The sequence below is a fragment of the Exiguobacterium sp. s121 genome (assembly GCF_018617245.1).
In the GTDB taxonomy this organism is placed as follows: Bacteria; Bacillota; Bacilli; order Exiguobacteriales; family Exiguobacteriaceae; genus Exiguobacterium; species Exiguobacterium profundum.
On the sequence record NZ_JACSJV010000001.1, the window covers coordinates 118,145 to 135,180 of the forward strand.

18 protein-coding genes and 2 other annotated features are annotated in these 17,036 nt (G+C 49.6%); of the genes, 12 read left to right on the forward strand and 6 right to left on the reverse strand.

The genetic code is table 11. From position 1 onward, the window contains the following. Nucleotides 1-260: 260 nt before the first annotated feature. Nucleotides 261-1,751, forward strand: a complete 1,491-nt coding sequence (locus tag KOG47_RS00725) for a murein hydrolase activator EnvC family protein (protein WP_074035532.1) — start codon at nucleotides 261-263, stop codon at nucleotides 1,749-1,751. A gap of 83 nt (nucleotides 1,752-1,834) precedes the next feature. Here KOG47_RS00725 and KOG47_RS00730 read toward each other — a convergent pair whose 3' ends face one another. Further along, a complete protein-coding gene (locus tag KOG47_RS00730; RefSeq protein WP_047795620.1) occupies nucleotides 1,835-3,148 on the reverse strand; it encodes an amino acid permease in 1,314 nt (437 codons plus the stop codon). A gap of 242 nt (nucleotides 3,149-3,390) precedes the next feature. Continuing rightward, nucleotides 3,391-3,619: a binding site (T-box leader), on the forward strand. Nucleotides 3,620-3,667: 48 nt separating this feature from the next. Next, nucleotides 3,668-3,895, forward strand: a binding site (T-box leader). A gap of 55 nt (nucleotides 3,896-3,950) precedes the next feature. On the opposite strand from KOG47_RS00730, the gene trpD reads away from it, so the two are divergent. The 5 genes from trpD to trpA are packed head-to-tail and all read left to right on the forward strand — an operon-like array spanning nucleotide 3,951 to nucleotide 8,176. Beyond that, entirely contained in the window at nucleotides 3,951-4,940 is a 990-nt protein-coding gene (trpD, locus tag KOG47_RS00735) for an anthranilate phosphoribosyltransferase (RefSeq protein ID WP_074035535.1), read from the forward strand. Then, nucleotides 4,937-5,698 carry an indole-3-glycerol phosphate synthase TrpC gene (gene trpC, locus KOG47_RS00740; protein WP_215243595.1) on the forward strand — a complete coding sequence of 254 codons (762 nt, stop codon included), beginning with the start codon at nucleotides 4,937-4,939 and terminating at the stop codon, nucleotides 5,696-5,698. The genes trpD and trpC overlap by 4 nt, the downstream gene beginning before the upstream one ends. Further along, complete coding sequence (locus tag KOG47_RS00745) at nucleotides 5,674-6,228, forward strand: phosphoribosylanthranilate isomerase (protein ID WP_215243596.1); 555 nt, start codon at nucleotides 5,674-5,676, stop codon at nucleotides 6,226-6,228. The genes trpC and KOG47_RS00745 overlap by 25 nt, the downstream gene beginning before the upstream one ends. Further along, nucleotides 6,225-7,412, forward strand: coding sequence for a tryptophan synthase subunit beta (gene trpB, locus KOG47_RS00750; RefSeq protein ID WP_031422059.1), 1,188 nt, complete (start codon nucleotides 6,225-6,227; stop codon nucleotides 7,410-7,412). Before KOG47_RS00745 ends, trpB begins: the two co-directional genes overlap by 4 nt. Next, nucleotides 7,409-8,176: a tryptophan synthase subunit alpha gene (gene trpA / locus KOG47_RS00755; protein ID WP_215243597.1), complete on the forward strand. Its 768-nt coding sequence runs from the start codon at nucleotides 7,409-7,411 to the stop codon at nucleotides 8,174-8,176. Before trpB ends, trpA begins: the two co-directional genes overlap by 4 nt. Nucleotides 8,177-8,217: 41 nt before the next feature. On the opposite strand, the gene KOG47_RS00760 is transcribed toward trpA, so the two are convergent. Then, nucleotides 8,218-9,708: a potassium/proton antiporter gene (locus KOG47_RS00760; protein ID WP_159563045.1), complete on the reverse strand. Its 1,491-nt coding sequence runs from the start codon at nucleotides 9,706-9,708 to the stop codon at nucleotides 8,218-8,220. A 153-nt stretch (nucleotides 9,709-9,861) separates the two neighbouring features. Between KOG47_RS00760 and KOG47_RS00765 the strand changes: the two genes are divergently transcribed. After that, nucleotides 9,862-10,800: an ATP-grasp domain-containing protein gene (locus KOG47_RS00765; protein WP_074035547.1), complete on the forward strand. Its 939-nt coding sequence runs from the start codon at nucleotides 9,862-9,864 to the stop codon at nucleotides 10,798-10,800. Nucleotides 10,801-10,803: 3 nt separating this feature from the next. Here the strand turns inward: KOG47_RS00765 and KOG47_RS00770 are convergent, their stop codons facing one another. Continuing rightward, on the reverse strand, nucleotides 10,804-10,950 hold the full coding sequence (locus KOG47_RS00770; protein ID WP_012727492.1) for a hypothetical protein: 147 nt from the start codon (nucleotides 10,948-10,950) through the stop codon (nucleotides 10,804-10,806). 75 nt (nucleotides 10,951-11,025) lie between these two features. Continuing rightward, entirely contained in the window at nucleotides 11,026-11,802 is a 777-nt protein-coding gene (gene hemQ / locus KOG47_RS00775; protein WP_215243598.1) for a hydrogen peroxide-dependent heme synthase, read from the reverse strand. 338 nt (nucleotides 11,803-12,140) lie between these two features. Between hemQ and pta the strand changes: the two genes are divergently transcribed. The 4 genes from pta (at nucleotide 12,141) to KOG47_RS00795 (ending at nucleotide 14,428) form a co-directional block, all read left to right on the forward strand. Then, a complete protein-coding gene (pta, locus tag KOG47_RS00780; protein WP_012727490.1) occupies nucleotides 12,141-13,130 on the forward strand; it encodes a phosphate acetyltransferase in 990 nt (329 codons plus the stop codon). A gap of 76 nt (nucleotides 13,131-13,206) precedes the next feature. Then, nucleotides 13,207-13,926: a DUF2711 family protein gene (locus tag KOG47_RS00785; RefSeq protein WP_215243599.1), complete on the forward strand. Its 720-nt coding sequence runs from the start codon at nucleotides 13,207-13,209 to the stop codon at nucleotides 13,924-13,926. 38 nt (nucleotides 13,927-13,964) lie between these two features. Beyond that, on the forward strand, nucleotides 13,965-14,264 hold the full coding sequence (locus KOG47_RS00790) for a rhodanese-like domain-containing protein (RefSeq protein WP_041917952.1): 300 nt from the start codon (nucleotides 13,965-13,967) through the stop codon (nucleotides 14,262-14,264). Continuing rightward, nucleotides 14,264-14,428 (forward strand): hypothetical protein, encoded by a 165-nt coding sequence (locus KOG47_RS00795; protein ID WP_215243600.1) that lies wholly within the window; start codon nucleotides 14,264-14,266, stop codon nucleotides 14,426-14,428. Before KOG47_RS00790 ends, KOG47_RS00795 begins: the two co-directional genes overlap by 1 nt. A 39-nt stretch (nucleotides 14,429-14,467) precedes the next feature. Here KOG47_RS00795 and folE2 read toward each other — a convergent pair whose 3' ends face one another. Then, nucleotides 14,468-15,379 (reverse strand): GTP cyclohydrolase FolE2, encoded by a 912-nt coding sequence (folE2, locus tag KOG47_RS00800; RefSeq protein WP_215243601.1) that lies wholly within the window; start codon nucleotides 15,377-15,379, stop codon nucleotides 14,468-14,470. Nucleotides 15,380-15,633: 254 nt separating this feature from the next. On the opposite strand from folE2, the gene KOG47_RS00805 reads away from it, so the two are divergent. Next, a complete protein-coding gene (locus tag KOG47_RS00805; RefSeq protein WP_215243602.1) occupies nucleotides 15,634-16,464 on the forward strand; it encodes a TerC family protein in 831 nt (276 codons plus the stop codon). 36 nt (nucleotides 16,465-16,500) lie between these two features. On the opposite strand, the gene KOG47_RS00810 is transcribed toward KOG47_RS00805, so the two are convergent. Then, entirely contained in the window at nucleotides 16,501-17,034 is a 534-nt protein-coding gene (locus KOG47_RS00810; RefSeq protein WP_214690395.1) for a 1,2-dihydroxy-3-keto-5-methylthiopentene dioxygenase, read from the reverse strand. Nucleotides 17,035-17,036 lie beyond the last annotated feature (2 nt).

Below are 17,036 nucleotides of genomic sequence, written 5' to 3' on the forward strand. Positions count from 1 at the left end.
ACATTACAGAAAGATGTCAAATCGAACAGTCTGAAAAGGTATTGGTAAATAATAAGTTCTATGCATTCATTGTCCGAACCTTTGTTCTTGCGTAATAAAATTGAAATATAACTTTAACAGGAAAATATCTATCAGTTAGATATAATTAGTCGTGTTGAAACTCAACCAAATGATCGTTTTTGTTACATACTGAAACGGCTTTAAATATGTAGTGTAGTAGGTACTCACGTTTGTCATTTAAGAAAGGATGTACCCCATTCATGAATTGGAAACGCACAGTCTCGACGTTGACGCTCGGTGTGATGCTCATCAGCACACATACAGTTGCGGATGCATCGACTTCGATTAAAGAGAAGCAAGAACAACAACAAAAAGTAAAAGAAAAGCGCGACAGTGTGAAAAAAGACCAGTCAGAAACATCTTCAAAAATTGAAGGAAACAAGGAAGAGATTTCAAAAGTTCAGGCTGAGGTCAACAAAATGGACGCACAATTGCAAGACATCATCAATGATGTCGCCATGAAACGCCAAGAAATCAAGCGCACCGAGATGAAGATCGAGGATCTTGAAGCCGATATTAAAGATTACCAAGAAAAAATGAAGGCGCAAGAAGCGATGATGAAAGAGCGTATGGCCACGATGCAAAAGAACGGTGGCGGTTCAATCAACTGGGCTGAGTTCATCTTCGGTTCAAAAAATCTCTCTGATCTCGTGACACGTATGATCACAGCTGGAACGATTCAGCGTAGTGACCAAGAGTTGTTTGATGACTATGAAGCGACACAGCGTTCGTTGAAAGAAGCGCAGGCTGACTTGAAAGCAGAGCGTGCTTCACTTCTTGAACAACAAAAAGCACTCGAAGTGCGTCAAGCCGAGCTTGAGAAGAAAATGAAGCAACGTGAAAAACGCATCAAAGAGCTTGAAGAGAAGAACATCAAGTTCGAATCGCAAATCTTTGACCTTCAAGAGATTGAAGCAACATTAGTCGCTCAAGAACAGGCAATCGCGGCTGAAATCGAAGCGCAGCGTCGGGAAGAAGAGGAAGCCCGTCGTCGTGCGGAAGAAGCAGCTCGTCAAGAGGCGGCACGTAAGGCGGAAGAAGCCCGCCAAGCAGAAGCTGCACGTCAAGCTGAGGCTGCCCGTCAGGCAGAACGAGAAGCGGAAGCAGCTCGTCAAGCTGCTCAACAAAAGCAAGACAATAAATCGAATACCCCGTCTTCGTCGTCTTCAAACAACACGGCGGCATCAACGCCAGCTCCAAAACCGGCACCGGCTCCAACGCCAGCTCCGAAACCAGAGCCAAAACCGGCGCCGACGACATCGACGCCAGCTCCGTCTAGTTCGATGTTCATTCAACCGGCTTCAGGACGCTACTCACAAGGATGGGGTCCGGCGAGCGGTGCGTTTGGTTACACGTTCCATAACGGTGTAGACATCGCTGGTCCAACAGGGACACCGATTCGCGCATCTGCGACAGGTACGGTCATTCGTGCAGGTTGGGGTGGCGCATACGGGAACCACGTCATGATCGCACACGTGATCAACGGTCAAGTTTGGACCACGGTCTATGCGCACATGAACTCGGTATCTGTCAGCTCTGGACAGCGTGTGACGCAAGGGTCGAACATCGGGACACTTGGAAACACAGGGAACTCTTCAGGTCCGCACTTGCACTTTGAGATTCATAAAGGCGGCTACTCATACTCGGCAACGAGCGCAGGTAGCACGGTCAATCCGCGTCAGTTCTTCTGATGCATCAACCAGAAAACTCCTTTCGATTGCGAAAGGAGTTTTTGTGCGTAAAAAATCCCTCCGCGATTGCGAAGGGATACTCGTTAGTTGGCTTGTTCAATATCGCTTGGACGATCTTGTTTTTTACGCATTTGTTCACGCACGTAATAGATGATCGTCAATCCGATCAACCAAGGTACGCCGAATTTCAGCAAGATGTTGAAATCCGTGAACCATGTCGTGATCATCAGGCTGAGCAGTAAGACCGCCCCGAGCAATGGGAGGAATGGATATCCCATCATGCGGACAGGGAGTTTTCGCCCAGTCCATTTCTTACGGAAGAACAAGTGGGAGACGAAGACCATGAACCAAGTGAAAATAGCTCCGAACATCGAGATTCCCATCAAGAATGGATACGACGACTCCATGAATACTTGTAGCAAAGCGGCGAGGACGATCCCGCCTGTTGAAACGAGTAGCGCGAACATTGGAATCCCATTTTTGCTGATTTTTTTGAACGCTTTCGGTGCATCGCCGGCTTCCGCGAGCGAGTACATCATACGTGTCGACGCGTAAAGTTGCGCGTTCATCGCAGACAAGGCGGCGATCAAAATCACAAAGTTGAGGATGCCTGCCGCGAACGGGACATCGAACTGTTCCATGACGAGCACGAACGGACTTTGGTCGATCCCGGCTTGCTGCCATGGGATCAGCATGAGCATGATCGCGAGCGTGACGACATAGAAGAACGTCAAGCGGAACACGGTCGCGCGTAAAGCGCGTGGTACGGCCTGGTCCGGGTCTTTCGCTTCTCCCGCTGTCACAGCGACGAGTTCGGTTCCAAGGAAACTGAAGAGGGAGATGAAAATCGTCACCCACATTCCGTAAAAGCCGAACGCGAAGAAGCCTTCGTTTCCTGTCGTGATTGACTCAATCGGTGATCCTGGTTCGCCGAACAATGTGGCGGCACCGAGGACGATGAATAAGATAATGGCAGTTACTTTGATGAAGGATAACCAGTATTCGGTCGTTCCGAACGTGTGAACGTGACGGGCGTTGACGTAAATGAGTAGTCCACCGAAGAGGGCGACCCAAACGAACCCGTTCACATCTGGGAACCAGTAGCGCATGTAGATGGCGATGGCACTGACTTCAACCCCTACAGCCAGTACGTTCGCGACCCAGTAAGAGTAACGGACGAGAAAACCGGCGAGTGGATGAACGTATCGCTCGGCAATCGTTCCGAATGATCCGGATGTTGGATGGGCGACCGTCATTTCGGCGAGAGCACCCATTAGTAAGAGGACGATGAACGCCCCGATGGCATAGCTGACGAGCACACTCGGGCCAGCGGTTTGAATCGCGAGACCGCTTCCGAGGAACAGCCCGGTTCCGATGGCGCTCCCGAGGGAAATCATCGTAAGTTGCCGGGTGGACAGCTCGCGCTTTAGTTTATTTGTTTCCAAAATCGATTCTCCTTTAGCTGAGTGAAATGTTGTTGTGGACGACTATAGCAGACGAAAAAAAACAATGTCAATTCGAAAAATCGATGAAGGTTTCTCATTTTTGGATGCACATATAGAGGCAAAGTTTTTATAATTTTTTTATTTGACATGGATTCATCTGCCCTGTATAGTACGAATTAACTTAACTGAAACGAATAAAGGCGTCGACGAAGAGAAGTAACGACGAATCCTGTATGACAGAGAGCTGATGGTTGGTGCGAATCAGTATATGGGACGTCGCGAATGGACTTCTGAGCTCTAAACCGAACTTTGAGTAGGCTTTAGCGGGTTACCCACCGTTATCACGGGGAAGCGGATGATTGTCCGTGAAGTGGGTTCTTTGGAACCAACGAAGGTGGCACCACGGGGTTACTCGTCCTTCTTATAGCGCAGGCTATGAGGAGACGGGTGACCCCTTTTTCGTTTCAATAATATAAATCGAGGATTGAGAAGAGTAGCGCGAGAAGACGTTTCGTCCAGAGAGTCAGGGATGGTGAGATCCTGACCGAGGCGTCCGCGTGAATGGGCTCATGAGAGCATGGCTGAAGAGAGTAGGTCGTGACGGTTTCCCCCGTTATCGGGATACGATGTGATTGCATCGGAGAGTGGATTCTTTGAAATCAACGAGAGGTGGCACCGCGGTATTGAACCGTCCTCCATACGACGACTGTCGTATGGAGTTTTTTTATACACATTTTTAGAGGGGGAACAGACGATGATTCAACAATTGGAGACAAACGCATTATCAACAGCAGATATGAAAGTGGCAGCGAGCGAGATGTTCCAAGCGGATGAAGCGCAAATCGAACGAGTGCTGCTGGCGATGAAAGAGCGCGGTGAGACAGCAGAAGAGATGGCAGGACTCGCAGCATACATTCGTGAAGCGGCACAGTTCCCCCAAAGTGATTTACCCGTACTAGATGTTTGTGGTACCGGCGGCGACGGGGCGCATACGTTTAATATCAGTTCGACCGTCGCCTTTGTCCTGGCGGGTCTTGGGATTCCGGTCGCCAAGCACGGGAATCGAAGCGTCTCGAGTCGATCAGGAAGCGCGGACGTCTTAGAGGCATTGAACGTTCCGATTGTGAAGACGGCAGAAGAAGTACATGCTGACTTGAAACGGACGAATCTCAGTTTTCTATTCGCCCAGCATGTCCACCCGATCATGAAGCATGTCATGCCGGTCCGGAAACGGCTCGCGACGGCGACCATCTTCAACCAAATCGGACCGTTAACGAACCCGCTTCGTCCGAAACGACAACTTGTCGGTGTCTATCATCCATCGTTACTCGAGAAGATGGCGACCGCGATGCGTCATCTCGGGGTGGAGCGCGGTATGGTCGTCCATGGAGCAGGTGGACTCGATGAAGCGAGTCTCGCCGGTGTGAACGACGTGTACTTCTTTGATGGGGAACAGACGGCGCGTTATGCGGTCGACCCACGAGATGTCGGCTTGATGCGGGCACCGCTTGAAGCGCTACGTGGAGGCACACCAGAAGAGAACGCTGCGACACTTCTTGCCGTATTGAATGGAGAGTCGGGACCGGCACGCGACGTCGTCTTATTAAACGCGGCACTTGCCCTTTGCACGTATGGTACGACCGCAACGCTTCGTGCAGGAGTGAAAGAAGCAAAACGTAGTATCGATGAAGGGCACGCCTTACGCGTATTACAAAACTTACAACGTACGGAGGTCGAAGCATGAGTTATTTAACGAAAATCATCGGAACGAAAATAGAAGAGGTTAGCGGCATGCAGCCCATCGATGTCCCCGTGACGAAGTCAATCTCTCTCTTACATGTGATGAGCGAGGGATTCCATATCATTTCAGAGATCAAACGGTCGTCCCCCTCGAAAGGAATGATTCGGGAGACGGTCGACGTCGCTAAAAGGGCACGTCAATATGAAAAAGCTGGTGCGACGATGATCTCCGTTTTGACAGACACGACGTACTTTAACGGTTCTTTTGACGACTTGCGACAAGTTGCCGATGTCGTCACCATCCCGGTGCTCTGTAAAGATTTCATCATCGATGAACGACAACTCGACTATGCGAAGCATTACGGAGCGAGTGTGGCACTTTTGATCGTGGCGGCACTCCATCCGACACGTCTTCAGGAGTTGACGCGATACGCTCGCTCCATCGGTCTCGACGTCTTAGTCGAAGTACATGATGAGGCGGAGTTATGCATCGCCCTCGAACTTGATGACGTGTTAATCGGCATCAATAACAGAGACTTAAAAACGTTCGAGGTATCCCTCGAAACATCGATTGATTTGATGAAACGCTATCCTGAGGTCACATTCGTCAGCGAGAGCGGGGTCAGTTCGGTCGAGGCGGCTGCACGTTTAAAAGAAGCTGGGGCAAGCGCCATTCTCGTCGGGGAAGCACTTATGCGTGAAGAGGACCCGACCCGGTTACTCGAGGAGTTGAAAACATGTTCGTTAAAATCTGTGGACTAAAAACAAAGGAAGCTGTTGAGGCGGCGGTCGAGGCGGGAGCGGATGCAATCGGGTTCGTCTTCGCCCCGAGTTCTCGACAAATCGACGTGACGACTGCGAAGAGATTAGCTGCACATATCCCACAATCGGTTCGGATCGTTGGTGTGTTTTTAAGTCCTTCAATGGAAGAGATCGAGGAAACGCTGGACGTAGGGCTGACGGATTTACAAATTCACCATCGGACGCAGTCAATCGAACAACTCCGTACCTTCGGATTGCCCATCATCGATGCGTCGACCGAGGAGACGGCAGATGTGCGTTTGATCGACCATCTGACCCCAGGGAGTGGACAGATTTTAGATTGGGGCACAATGGACCGGCCGCAACGTCCGTTTTGGCTAGCGGGCGGGCTATCCCCTGACAATGTCGGACAAGCAATTCAACTCATCCAACCAGACGGCGTCGATGTCTCGAGCGGTGTCGAGACGGACGGTGTGAAAGATATCGAAAAAATTCGTGCGTTCATTCAACGCGCCAAGGAGGAACTATGATGTATGCACAACCAGTGAACGGGAAGTTTGGACAATATGGTGGAAAGTACATTCCGGAGACGCTCATGCAGGCGGTCGAAGAATTAGAGGTCGCTTATGAAGAAGCGAAGCAAGATCCTGAGTTTCAAGAACGCTTCTCTTCTTTATTACGTGAATACGTGGGACGTGAGACGCCACTTTATTATGCGTCGAACCTGAGTCGCCGTCTCGGGACGAACGTCTATTTGAAACGTGAAGACTTAAACCATACCGGTGCCCATAAGATCAACAACACGATTGGGCAGGCGCTCCTTGCGAAACGGATGGGCAAACAAAAAGTTGTTGCCGAGACGGGAGCGGGTCAGCATGGTGTTGCGACTGCGACAGTATGTGCATTACTCGATTTAGAATGTACCATCTTCATGGGTGAGGTCGATGTTGAACGCCAAGCATTGAACGTGTTTCGGATGGAATTACTCGGGGCGAAAGTCGTTCCTGTCAAATCAGGCAGTCGTACGTTGAAGGATGCCGTCAATGAAGCGCTCCGTTACTGGGTCAAACATGTCGACGATACGCACTATGTGATGGGTTCCGTTCTCGGACCGCATCCATTCCCGCAGATGGTACGTGATTTCCAAAGCGTGATCGGGACAGAGACACGTCGGCAAATCCTTGAACAGACGGGACGCCTCCCGGACGCCGTCGTCGCTTGTGTCGGCGGAGGGAGCAACGCCATGGGCATGTTCTATCCGTTCTTGAACGATGAGTCGGTCGCGCTCTACGGTGTCGAGGCGGCTGGAAGTGGCATCGATACGGATAAACACGCAGCGACCCTCACAAAAGGGGAAGTCGGTGTCTTACACGGGTCGCTCATGTATGTCTTGCAAGACGCAGCGGGTCAAATCGAGGAAGCGCACTCCATTTCAGCCGGACTCGATTACCCAGGGGTAGGACCGGAGCACAGTTTCTTGAAAGATATTGAGCGGGTGCGCTATGCGGCCGTCACGGATGACGAGGCACTCGACGCGTGTCTCGCACTCAGCCGACAAGAAGGAATCATTCCTGCATTGGAGTCTTCACACGCCCTCGCTTATGCAGAGACGCTCGCGAAGACGATGGGAGAAGACGATACACTGGTGATTTGTTTATCAGGGCGCGGAGACAAAGACGTCCATACAATCCGAGAGAAGGTGGCGACACGATGAAACTAGAGACAGCGATTCGACAGCGAGAAGGAGCGGCGTTCGTTCCGTATATCATGGCCGGTGACGGCGGGATGGAGCGACTGATTCCGACCATTGTGGAACTAGAACGGATGGGGGCGACGGCGATTGAACTCGGTATCCCATTCTCCGATCCGGTGGCGGATGGACCAATTATTGAAGCGGCAGGAATGCGCGCGCTTGAAGCTGGTGTGACGCTTGAAATGGTATTGAACCATTTAATAGAAGGAAAAGATCAATTTAACGTTCCGATTGTCTTGATGACATACTTGAATCCCGTGTTTCGGTTCGGGGTCCAACCGTTCTTTGACCGGGCGAACGAATGTGGTGTGAGCGGGGTCATTATTCCTGACCTTCCGTTTGAGGAGAGCCTCCAGTTATTCGCAGATGTCAATCGGCATGACGTCGCCGTCATCCCGCTCGTCACGCTGACGAGTAGTGAGGCACGAACGGCATCCATCTTAGAAAAAGCAGAAGGATTCGTGTATGCGGTCACGCTCAAAGGAACGACCGGGAAAGCGGATGTATTCCCAGACGAGCTTCTCGCCTACTTAACTCGATTGACTGAGCAGTCACGGGTTCCCGTCTTAGCAGGATTCGGAGTCCATCGTCCGGAGCAAGTGCAGACGTTGGGGCAAGCGTGTGACGGTGTCGTCGTCGGGAGCTTTATCGTCGAAGCGCTTCATGAAGGACGGACAGAGGATGTCGAGACGCTCATTCGATCGGCAAAGCAAATCCATGCATAAGAAAATCAGCGCTTCAGGCGAAGCGCTGATTTTCTATCTTCTCATAATTCGACTCGATCGAGTCCATCTTCACCAAATGTTTGGTCGAGTTGATCATGACGATACATCGAGGCGAGCACGTATAAGAGGTCACCTTCTTCGATGGCTGTCTGACCGTTCGGTGGAATCAAGTATTCGTTTCGGACGATGGCGTTCACGACGGTGTTCGGTGGGAGTGTGATGTCCGCGAGCGTTTTTCCAATCATGGATGAAGTTGCTGTGACCGCGTAAGGTACGAGTTTGTGTTGAGACTGTTTGCTCGAGACAAGGGCGATCGTATACGGAGAACGAATTTTATCCGGACCGAGCAACCCTAACTTCTCAGCAAGTGGCGTCAACGTCGTCCCTTGGATCAGGGCGCTCGTCACGACGACGAAAAAGACGGCATTGAATAACAGTTGGCTATTTTCGGTACCGGCAATAAGCGGGAAAGTCGCAAGGACGATCGGCACGGCGCCTTTTAGACCAGCCCATGAGATGAACAACTTTTCTTTTCTCGTAAATGACATGCCAAGTGTCGATAAATAGACGGCAATCGGACGTGCCAAGAACATAAGGACGAATGAGATGAGTAGTCCTTTCCAAATCAAGTCCGGCTCGATGAGTTGACGAGGGAAGACGAGTAACCCAAGGATGACGAACATGATGATTTGCATGATCCACGCGAGCGCTTCTGAGAATTGGACGATTGTCACTTCATGCGCTGTATCCGCATTTCCGACAATCATGGCGGCGATATAGACGGCGAGTAATCCGCTTCCCAATAAGTAAGCTGTGACACCATAGGTAAGAAACGCCATGGAAATCATGAGGACGGCATGTAATCCGCTCGAATCAAGTCTCAAGTGGTTCAACATGAGGCGAGACAGTTGTCCAAGGATGAAGCCGATCAATGCCCCGACAACGATTTGAAGGGCGAACATCCAAATTCCGTCCCAAATGGTCGTATCCGGCTTCATCATGAAGTCGAGGGCGAGAATCGTCAAAAACATCGCCATTGGGTCGTTCGTGCCGGACTCGGCTTCGAGAGTCGCACCGACTTTCGGTGAGATATTCTTTCCTTTAAATGCGGCAAAGACGGCCGCTGCGTCGGTCGAACCGATGATCGCACCGAACAAGAAAGATTCAATCCAATCGAAACCAAATACGAAACGAACGGCCACGGCGACTACTGTTGTAGTAATCAATACCCCAAGCGTCGCCAGCGAGGCAGAAGGGGCGAGGACGCTCCGGATTGATGACCATTTCGTTTGAAGACCCCCTTCAAACAAAATGACAATCAAGGCAGCGACTCCAATCAGCTGCGCTAAATTCGAGTCGTCAAAGAAGATGAGACCAGTAATGTCACTTCCCATGATCATGCCGATTCCCATAAATAAAATCAAGGCGGGCAAGCCGAATCGAGTCGAGATTCGTGTCGCCATGACACCGGCAACGAGAAGTAGACCGAAGAGTAAAATGAGTACATCAGTACTTATAACAGGTACGGGCAAACACAACACTTCCTTTCTGAAACAATACTCTTAAGTTCATTATACCATGAAATCGTCTGATATTTCAGAATTGAGGATTAGGCAAACCATACACATTGGAATTGTCGGTTATGAATATGGTAAAGTAAACACATCATAGAAGGAGGAATGATGATGTCTAAAATTCACGTCATTCATGAAAACGAAGAATGGACGAACCACCTTGTCCACCGTTTAAAAGAATTGAACTTGCCATATGAATTGTGGCACTTGGACCAAGGGACGATTGATCTCGAAGCAATGCCCCCGGAAGGTGTCTTTTATAATCGGATGAGTGCCTCCTCGCACACACGTGGGCATCGGTACGCACCAGAATTGACGGAAGGCGTCCTCGCTTGGTTAGAGGCAAACGACCGGACCGTGTTCAACGGCACACGTGCCATCCGCCTCGAAGTGAGTAAAGTCAATCAATACACGGCGCTTCGACGTGAAGGGATTCGCGTGCCGAAGACGATTGCGGCAGTCGGTAAGGCGCAAATCATCGAAGCGGCTGAGCAGTTAGCTTTGACGCCATTCATCACGAAACATAATCGTGCCGGAAAAGGACTTGGGGTCCAATTGTTCCATACGATCGAAGGACTCAAAGAATATGTATATGGTCCCTCGTTCGAGGAATCGGTTGACGGCATCACGCTCATTCAACAGTATATCGAAGCCCCGGAACCGTATATCACCCGTTGCGAGTTCATCGGCGGAAAGTTCCTTTATGCGGTCCGTGTCGACACGTCGGAAGGGTTCGAGCTCTGTCCTGCTGATGCCTGCTCGATTGAAGACCAGTTCTGCCCAGTCGGGGAGACGCCGCCGGCGAAGTTTGAAATCGTCGAAGGGTTCGATGACCCCATCATTCCAAAGCTCGAACAGTTCTTAAAAGCGAATGCAATCGATATTGCGGGGATTGAAATCATTCGAGACCAAGACGGCAACGTCTACGCATACGACGTCAATACAAACACGAACTATAATTCCGATGCTGAAGCGAAAGCCGGACGCTACGGAATGCTTGAATTGGCTACTTTCTTAGGCGACGCACTTCACGTCACTACGACAAAATAAGGGTCAGGCGCTCGCCTGACCCTTTTGCTGTGTATGTTTGAGTTGCTCTTCAAATCGATGTTGGACTAATTCTGCTGTCGGTGCCATTCGTTCGATGAACGAATCTAAACGTTCCGCAGTGTCACGATCGGTTTCTTTAAACACGCGCATCGTTGTTCACCTCGTTAATCAGGATAACTTGCCTACATCATCCTTAATTCCCGAGGTGTTATACGCGTAAACCTTTTACACGCTAAAGAATGTGCTCAAATTTTCTTTTGGTAAGATGTTCCCAACGTAGAAGTCGCCGAACTCTCCATACTTCGCACTTACTTCGTCGAAACGCATCTCGTAAACGATTTTCTTAAACTGAAGTGAATCTTCAGCGAAGAGCGTGACGCCCCACTCCCATGCGTCGAATCCAGTCGACCCACCGATGAACTGTTGAATCTTACCGGCGTAGCTACGGCCAATCATGCTGTGACGATACATGAGGTCTTTGCGCTCATCCATCGACAACATGTACCAGTTGTCGCCATCGCGACGAGCTTTACTCATCGGATAGAAACAGATGTGTGCGGCTTTTGGAAGTGTCGGATAGAGGCGTGAGCGGATATGAGGATTTTGATACGGGTCCCCGTCTCCAGATCCGCGATACATCCCGAGCTCGATGACCGACACGTATGAATACGACGGAATCATATAGTCGTATAGCGCCGTTTTGCGGAAGGCGCGCTCGACATCTTCAAGTTCGTTGAATGTCGGACGAAGCACCATCAAGACGAGGTCTGCCTTCTGACCGAGAATCGAGTAAAAGGCGTGGCTTCCTTCGCCTTTTGCTTCAACTTCTTCGAGAGAAGCGAGGAGCACTGTGAACTCATCAATCATCTGTTGACGCTTTTCAGCATCGACGAGTTTCAAACGAGCCCAATCAATCGTGCGGAAATCATGAAGTGTATACCATCCGTCTAATGTGGCGGCGGCATGTTGTGTATCTGTTGTAGGTACTGGACGTTCTGACATAAAAAAATCTCCTTTCGGGACTTGGCTTCGCCGTCTATTTTACCATACACGCTTCACTGACTGGCAACTTTGAGGCACTGTGAGGGTTATCACGATTCATGGCGGGTAAAGAACAGAGGACAGAAACATGAAAACGGCTACAAAAATGGCTGTATCAGTCGGTTTGTCAAAACTGTTCTATTCATATAATGATTGATTCTAAGCGATTTATGGCGAAATGGGCAGAATAGTTTATTTTGAAAAGGGTACTGTGTATAATTGAAATCGCGTAAAGACACAAGTCAACGGCAAAACCATTAGCAGTCATGCTGTAAATTGAGAAAAGGGGTTCATTCGTTATGAAATTATTTGAAACGTTGAAGCAAAAAGTTAGCCCGGTTCGTCCGACCATCGTCTTCCCGGAAGGTATCGATGAGCGTGTTCTTGGAGCCGCTGTTCGATTGAAAGCAGACGGTATGGTAGAACCAATCGTCGTCGGTGCGAAAGCAGATCTCGAAGCGGTTGCGGCGAAACACGGTTTCGACATCTCAGGTTTGACACAATATGACCCAGCGACATACGAAGACATCGATGTCCTCGTCGAATCATTCGTCGAGCGTCGTAAAGGAAAAGCAACGGCTGAACAAGCGCGCGAACTCCTTACATCAGACGTGAACTACTTCGGAACAATGCTCGTTCACACAGGCAAAGCAGAAGGTCTTGTCTCAGGCGCGATGCACGCGACGGCTGATACGGTACGTCCGGCACTACAAATCATTAAAATGCAACCAGGCATCAAAAAGACGTCAGGTGTGTTCATCATGGTACGTGACGACGAGCAATACGTCTTCTCGGACTGTGCGATCAACATCGCACCGGACGCGGCAGATTTAGCAGAGAACGCGTTCTTGTCGGCAGCGACAGCGAAGACGTTCGGTATCGACCCACAAGTCGCGCTTCTTAGCTTCTCGACGAAAGGTTCTGCGAAGTCACCTGAAACAGAGAAAGTCGTGGAAGCGACACGCCTGGCAAAAGAAAAATCACCGAACCTTCCAATCGACGGAGAACTTCAATTCGATGCGGCATTCGTCCCTAGCGTAGCGGCGAAGAAAGCACCGGGTTCTGACGTTGCTGGTAAGGCGAACGTATTCGTCTTCCCAAGTCTTGAAGCCGGTAACATTGGCTACAAGATGGTTCAACGTTTCGGTGGATTTGAAGCGATCGGTCCGATCCTTCAAGGTCTCAACAAACCAGTGAACGACTTATCACGCGGTTGTAACGAAGAGGACGTCTACAAATTGACGCTCATCACAGCGGCGCAAGCAATCGACGAGCGCAACGAAGCGTGAGTCCGGAGCATTCTTCTTATAGAAGGATGCTTTTTTTGATGGCTCGTTATAAACTATTCAAGAAAGGAGTGATGAAATGGACGAACTAGATGAGAGTGTTTTATTACCTGAAGGACATCGTTACGCTATGTTTGGTGGCGGGGATGATGATTCGATTAAGACGTATTATGAAGGGGTATTTGAAACGGTCTTCATCGTGTTTCATCCATTCCTTGCTCCAATAGGTCACCCCACCATGATTGATTGTTATGCCGATCTGGACAAAAACGAGGTCGAACAGCAATTTCGGTCCGTTACATGGGAAGAGATGAGGCGAAGACTAGGTTTTCGTGACGTGAGCCGTATCGACCACGCGCTCCGAACGATGATTGGGGCGCTGAAACTACACGCCGAAGATCGAGAAGGGGCGAATCGAATCATTGAATATTGCGAACGTGAGAATGTGCTCCCACCAGGTGAAGGGGAACTGTCGGATCTGCTAAAGAATCAAGTGTTGCGTGTACTTTTGGAGATGGGAGAAGGCTGGATCTGGACCGGAGACGAATTTTGTACGGAACGGCATCTCATCCATCTCAGTGAGACGCTAGCCGCTGATACGTGGGGCATGCAACATCGGACGTTTTTCGGTTACCATCATGAGTGGCTCATCGTACCACCTTGGGATAGCCATTTCACGTTGTTTTGTGGCAATCGCTCGTTGATCGAACAGGTCGTCGAACGATGCGAGCTCGAGGGATTTTATTGTGACGCTGAGACGACCATCAACTGGAGTTTGTCGGAGCATAAGCTGAGGTAAACTAAAAGAGGAATCCATGATTGAAAGGGGAACTATGTATGCAAAGCATCCATGCGACAGAATTAAGAGAAAAATTAGAGAACGGGGAGTCTCTCCATATCATCGATGTGCGCGAGCAAGATGAATATGAGGCAGGGCATATCCCGAACGTACCACTCTACCCATTATCGGAATTCCCACAAGTGACAGAAAAGTTGGCACAAGATAATGTCTATCACGTCATTTGTCGTTCAGGTGGACGGAGCCAGACGGCGTGTGATTACTTAGAATCGCAAGGTTATAAAGTCGTCAACGTTGACGGCGGAATGCTCGCTTGGGATGGCGACATCGAGGCGTGATGCTAGAGAATCCTTGGGTCGTTGTACCCCTTCTCATTGCGCTTTATCTCACTGTTTATGCGGTGATGAAGCGATTTGACTGGGAGAAGTGGCGACTCGTCTGGGCAGTGTGGGTGATGCTCATCATCATCCTATTGACGATTGAACTCATGACAAGTCTATAAAAAATGCGGAACCTTCTTTAACAGAGGTTCCGCATTTTTTTATCCGTCTTGGCGCTTATCGAATGTGATCGATGCGATGGCATCGTGTTGGTGAATCGACTCTTCGTTACGGCATTCGACGAAGAAGTTCACGACTTGTTTCATCTCGTACAAGTCAGCCGCGATCAAGCGGACCATGTCCTCGACGAAACGTGGGTTTTCGTACGCGATTTCAGTCGCACGTTTTTCATCCGGACGTTTAAGGACCGGGTGGAGTGGTGCTGAGGCGTTTGACTCTGCTGCATCGAGAAGTGCTGCACGCCAGTCGAATCCGTCCATCGATGTCTCATCAAGACCGGCTTCGATCGTGATGTACCCACGTTGGTTATGGGCACTGTATTCACTGATTTCTTTTGAGCATGGGCAAAGCGTCGTGACGTTGATGACGAGACCGACTGTCACGTTTGCAACACCCGTTTCGAGGTTATATGTCACACGGTGCATGACGTCCGCGTTCATCAAACCGCTAAGACCTGTCGCAGGTGCTTTACGCGTGAAGAACCATGGGTAACGGATTGTCAATTGGCCTTCTGTTTGTTCCATACGCTCGGCGAGCTCTTGCGCGAACTCGATTAACGAACGGTTTGATACCGTCCACCCTTGTTGATGGTACGCGTCGAGCTGCTCTGTCAAACGAGACATGTTGATCCCTTTACGGTCTTGTACGAGCGATGTCGTTAATTCAAATGTGGCGACCGTTGACTGGACCCCTTCTGGCGTCTCGACGTTCACGGGGTGCTTCACGTTTGAGATGCCGACACTGTCGAGGGCGAACAAGAAGTTTTTCGGTGTATTTTGTAAATCGACCATTTGTTCTTTTTCGGTCGGCTTTGTTCCTTTAATCGGTGGGACCGACCCGAACAATTTATGTCGTTCTGCTTTAGTAGGTAAAGCGACATGGCTTGTAGACATAATCGGATTCTCCTTTTTTCGAGCGGTTTAAAGCACCACTCGTTCTTGTTAGGATTTTATCACGAAATGATGGCTGAACGGGTATGATTTTGCTCTCATAACATGTTTTGAATATGCAATCGGAAAAAAATCCTTCAGATATTGAAGAAAGAGGATTGATTTACTTTGTGAACGGGAATAAAATGGTCCTGTGAACTTAAAAAATAGATCACTATTAAATATGAAGGAATTGAAAGAAAAAAGGAGATGTTTTTATGGATTGGCAGTTAGTCCTGCAGTATGCCTGGATCGTCGTCGTACTCGTCGGTTTGGAAGGCTTGTTATCTGCAGACAACGCGCTCGTCTTGGCCGTTATGGTCAAGCACTTGCCGCGTACAGAGCAGAAGAAGGCATTATTTTATGGACTCCTCGGGGCATTTGTTTTCCGATTTATCGCATTGTTCTTGATCTCGTTCTTGATTAACGTATGGCAAGTTCAGGCACTCGGTGCGCTTTACTTAATCGGGATGAGTGCGCGACACCTGTATATGACCTATAAGGCGAGAAAGATGGAGCCGAAGCAAGATTTGGCGGCCGAGGCGAAGGAAGAGACGGCTGTCACGGAGAAGCCGGTATCGAAAAAAGAATTTTGGCTCACTGTCGCAAAAGTCGAGTTTGCGGACATCGCTTTTGCCGTCGACTCAATCTTGGCAGCTGTCGCGCTTGCGGTCAGCTTGCCACCACTCGGTCTAGGTGAAATCGGTGGGATTGACTCGGGTCAGTTCTTCGTCGTCTTGACAGGTGGACTCATCGGGGTCGTCTTGATGCGATTCGCAGCTCGGATTTTCGTCAAGTTGCTTCATCATCGTCCGACACTTGAAACGGCCGCTTTCATCATCGTCGGTTGGGTCGGGGTCAAGTTGACGGTGCTCGTACTTGAACACCCTGGTTTCAAGGAATTGATTGCCGGAACACCATTCGAATTCATGGGACTCCCAGACGGGTTCGTCCACTCGACAGCTTGGACGATTTTCTTCTGGTCGGTCATGGTCGGGATTGCGACATGGGGCTGGTTCTCATCGAAACCGACAGCGGTCAAACAATAAAAAGTGGTCTCTCGTTTTTAAGCGAGAGACCTTTTCTTATGCAGTTACATTCTCTTTGTCGTAAATCGGTACCCAGCCTTCAGTCGTCACGAAAATACGAACGGCGACGACTTGGCGGTCTTCTTGTAATGTGAAGTAATGACGTGTGTTGACCGGCACGGAGATGAGATCACCTGGATTGAGTTCGATATTGAAGTATCCGCGTTCTGCATCGTCAATCGCAAAGATGCCGTGACCACTGACGATGAAACGAACCTCGTCATCTGTATGATGATGCTCTTTTTGGAAGTTGACGAGCAGTTCATCTAAATTCGGTGTCGCATCGGATAGCGAGATGACGTCAGCCGTCTTGTAGCCACGTCGTGCTGATACATCTTGAATCTCGTCACGGAACGTCGCCAAGATGGCTTCTTTGTCTTCGTCTGTCAGTTGGTAATTTTCCTGAAGAGAAGCCGGTAACTTTGCGATGTCCCATGCTTCGTAAAGGATGTCTCGTGATTCTAAAAAGGCACGTACCTCTTGTTGGTCGCTGACGCGTTCTTCTGTTTGTTGGAAATAAATCGTTGCCATGT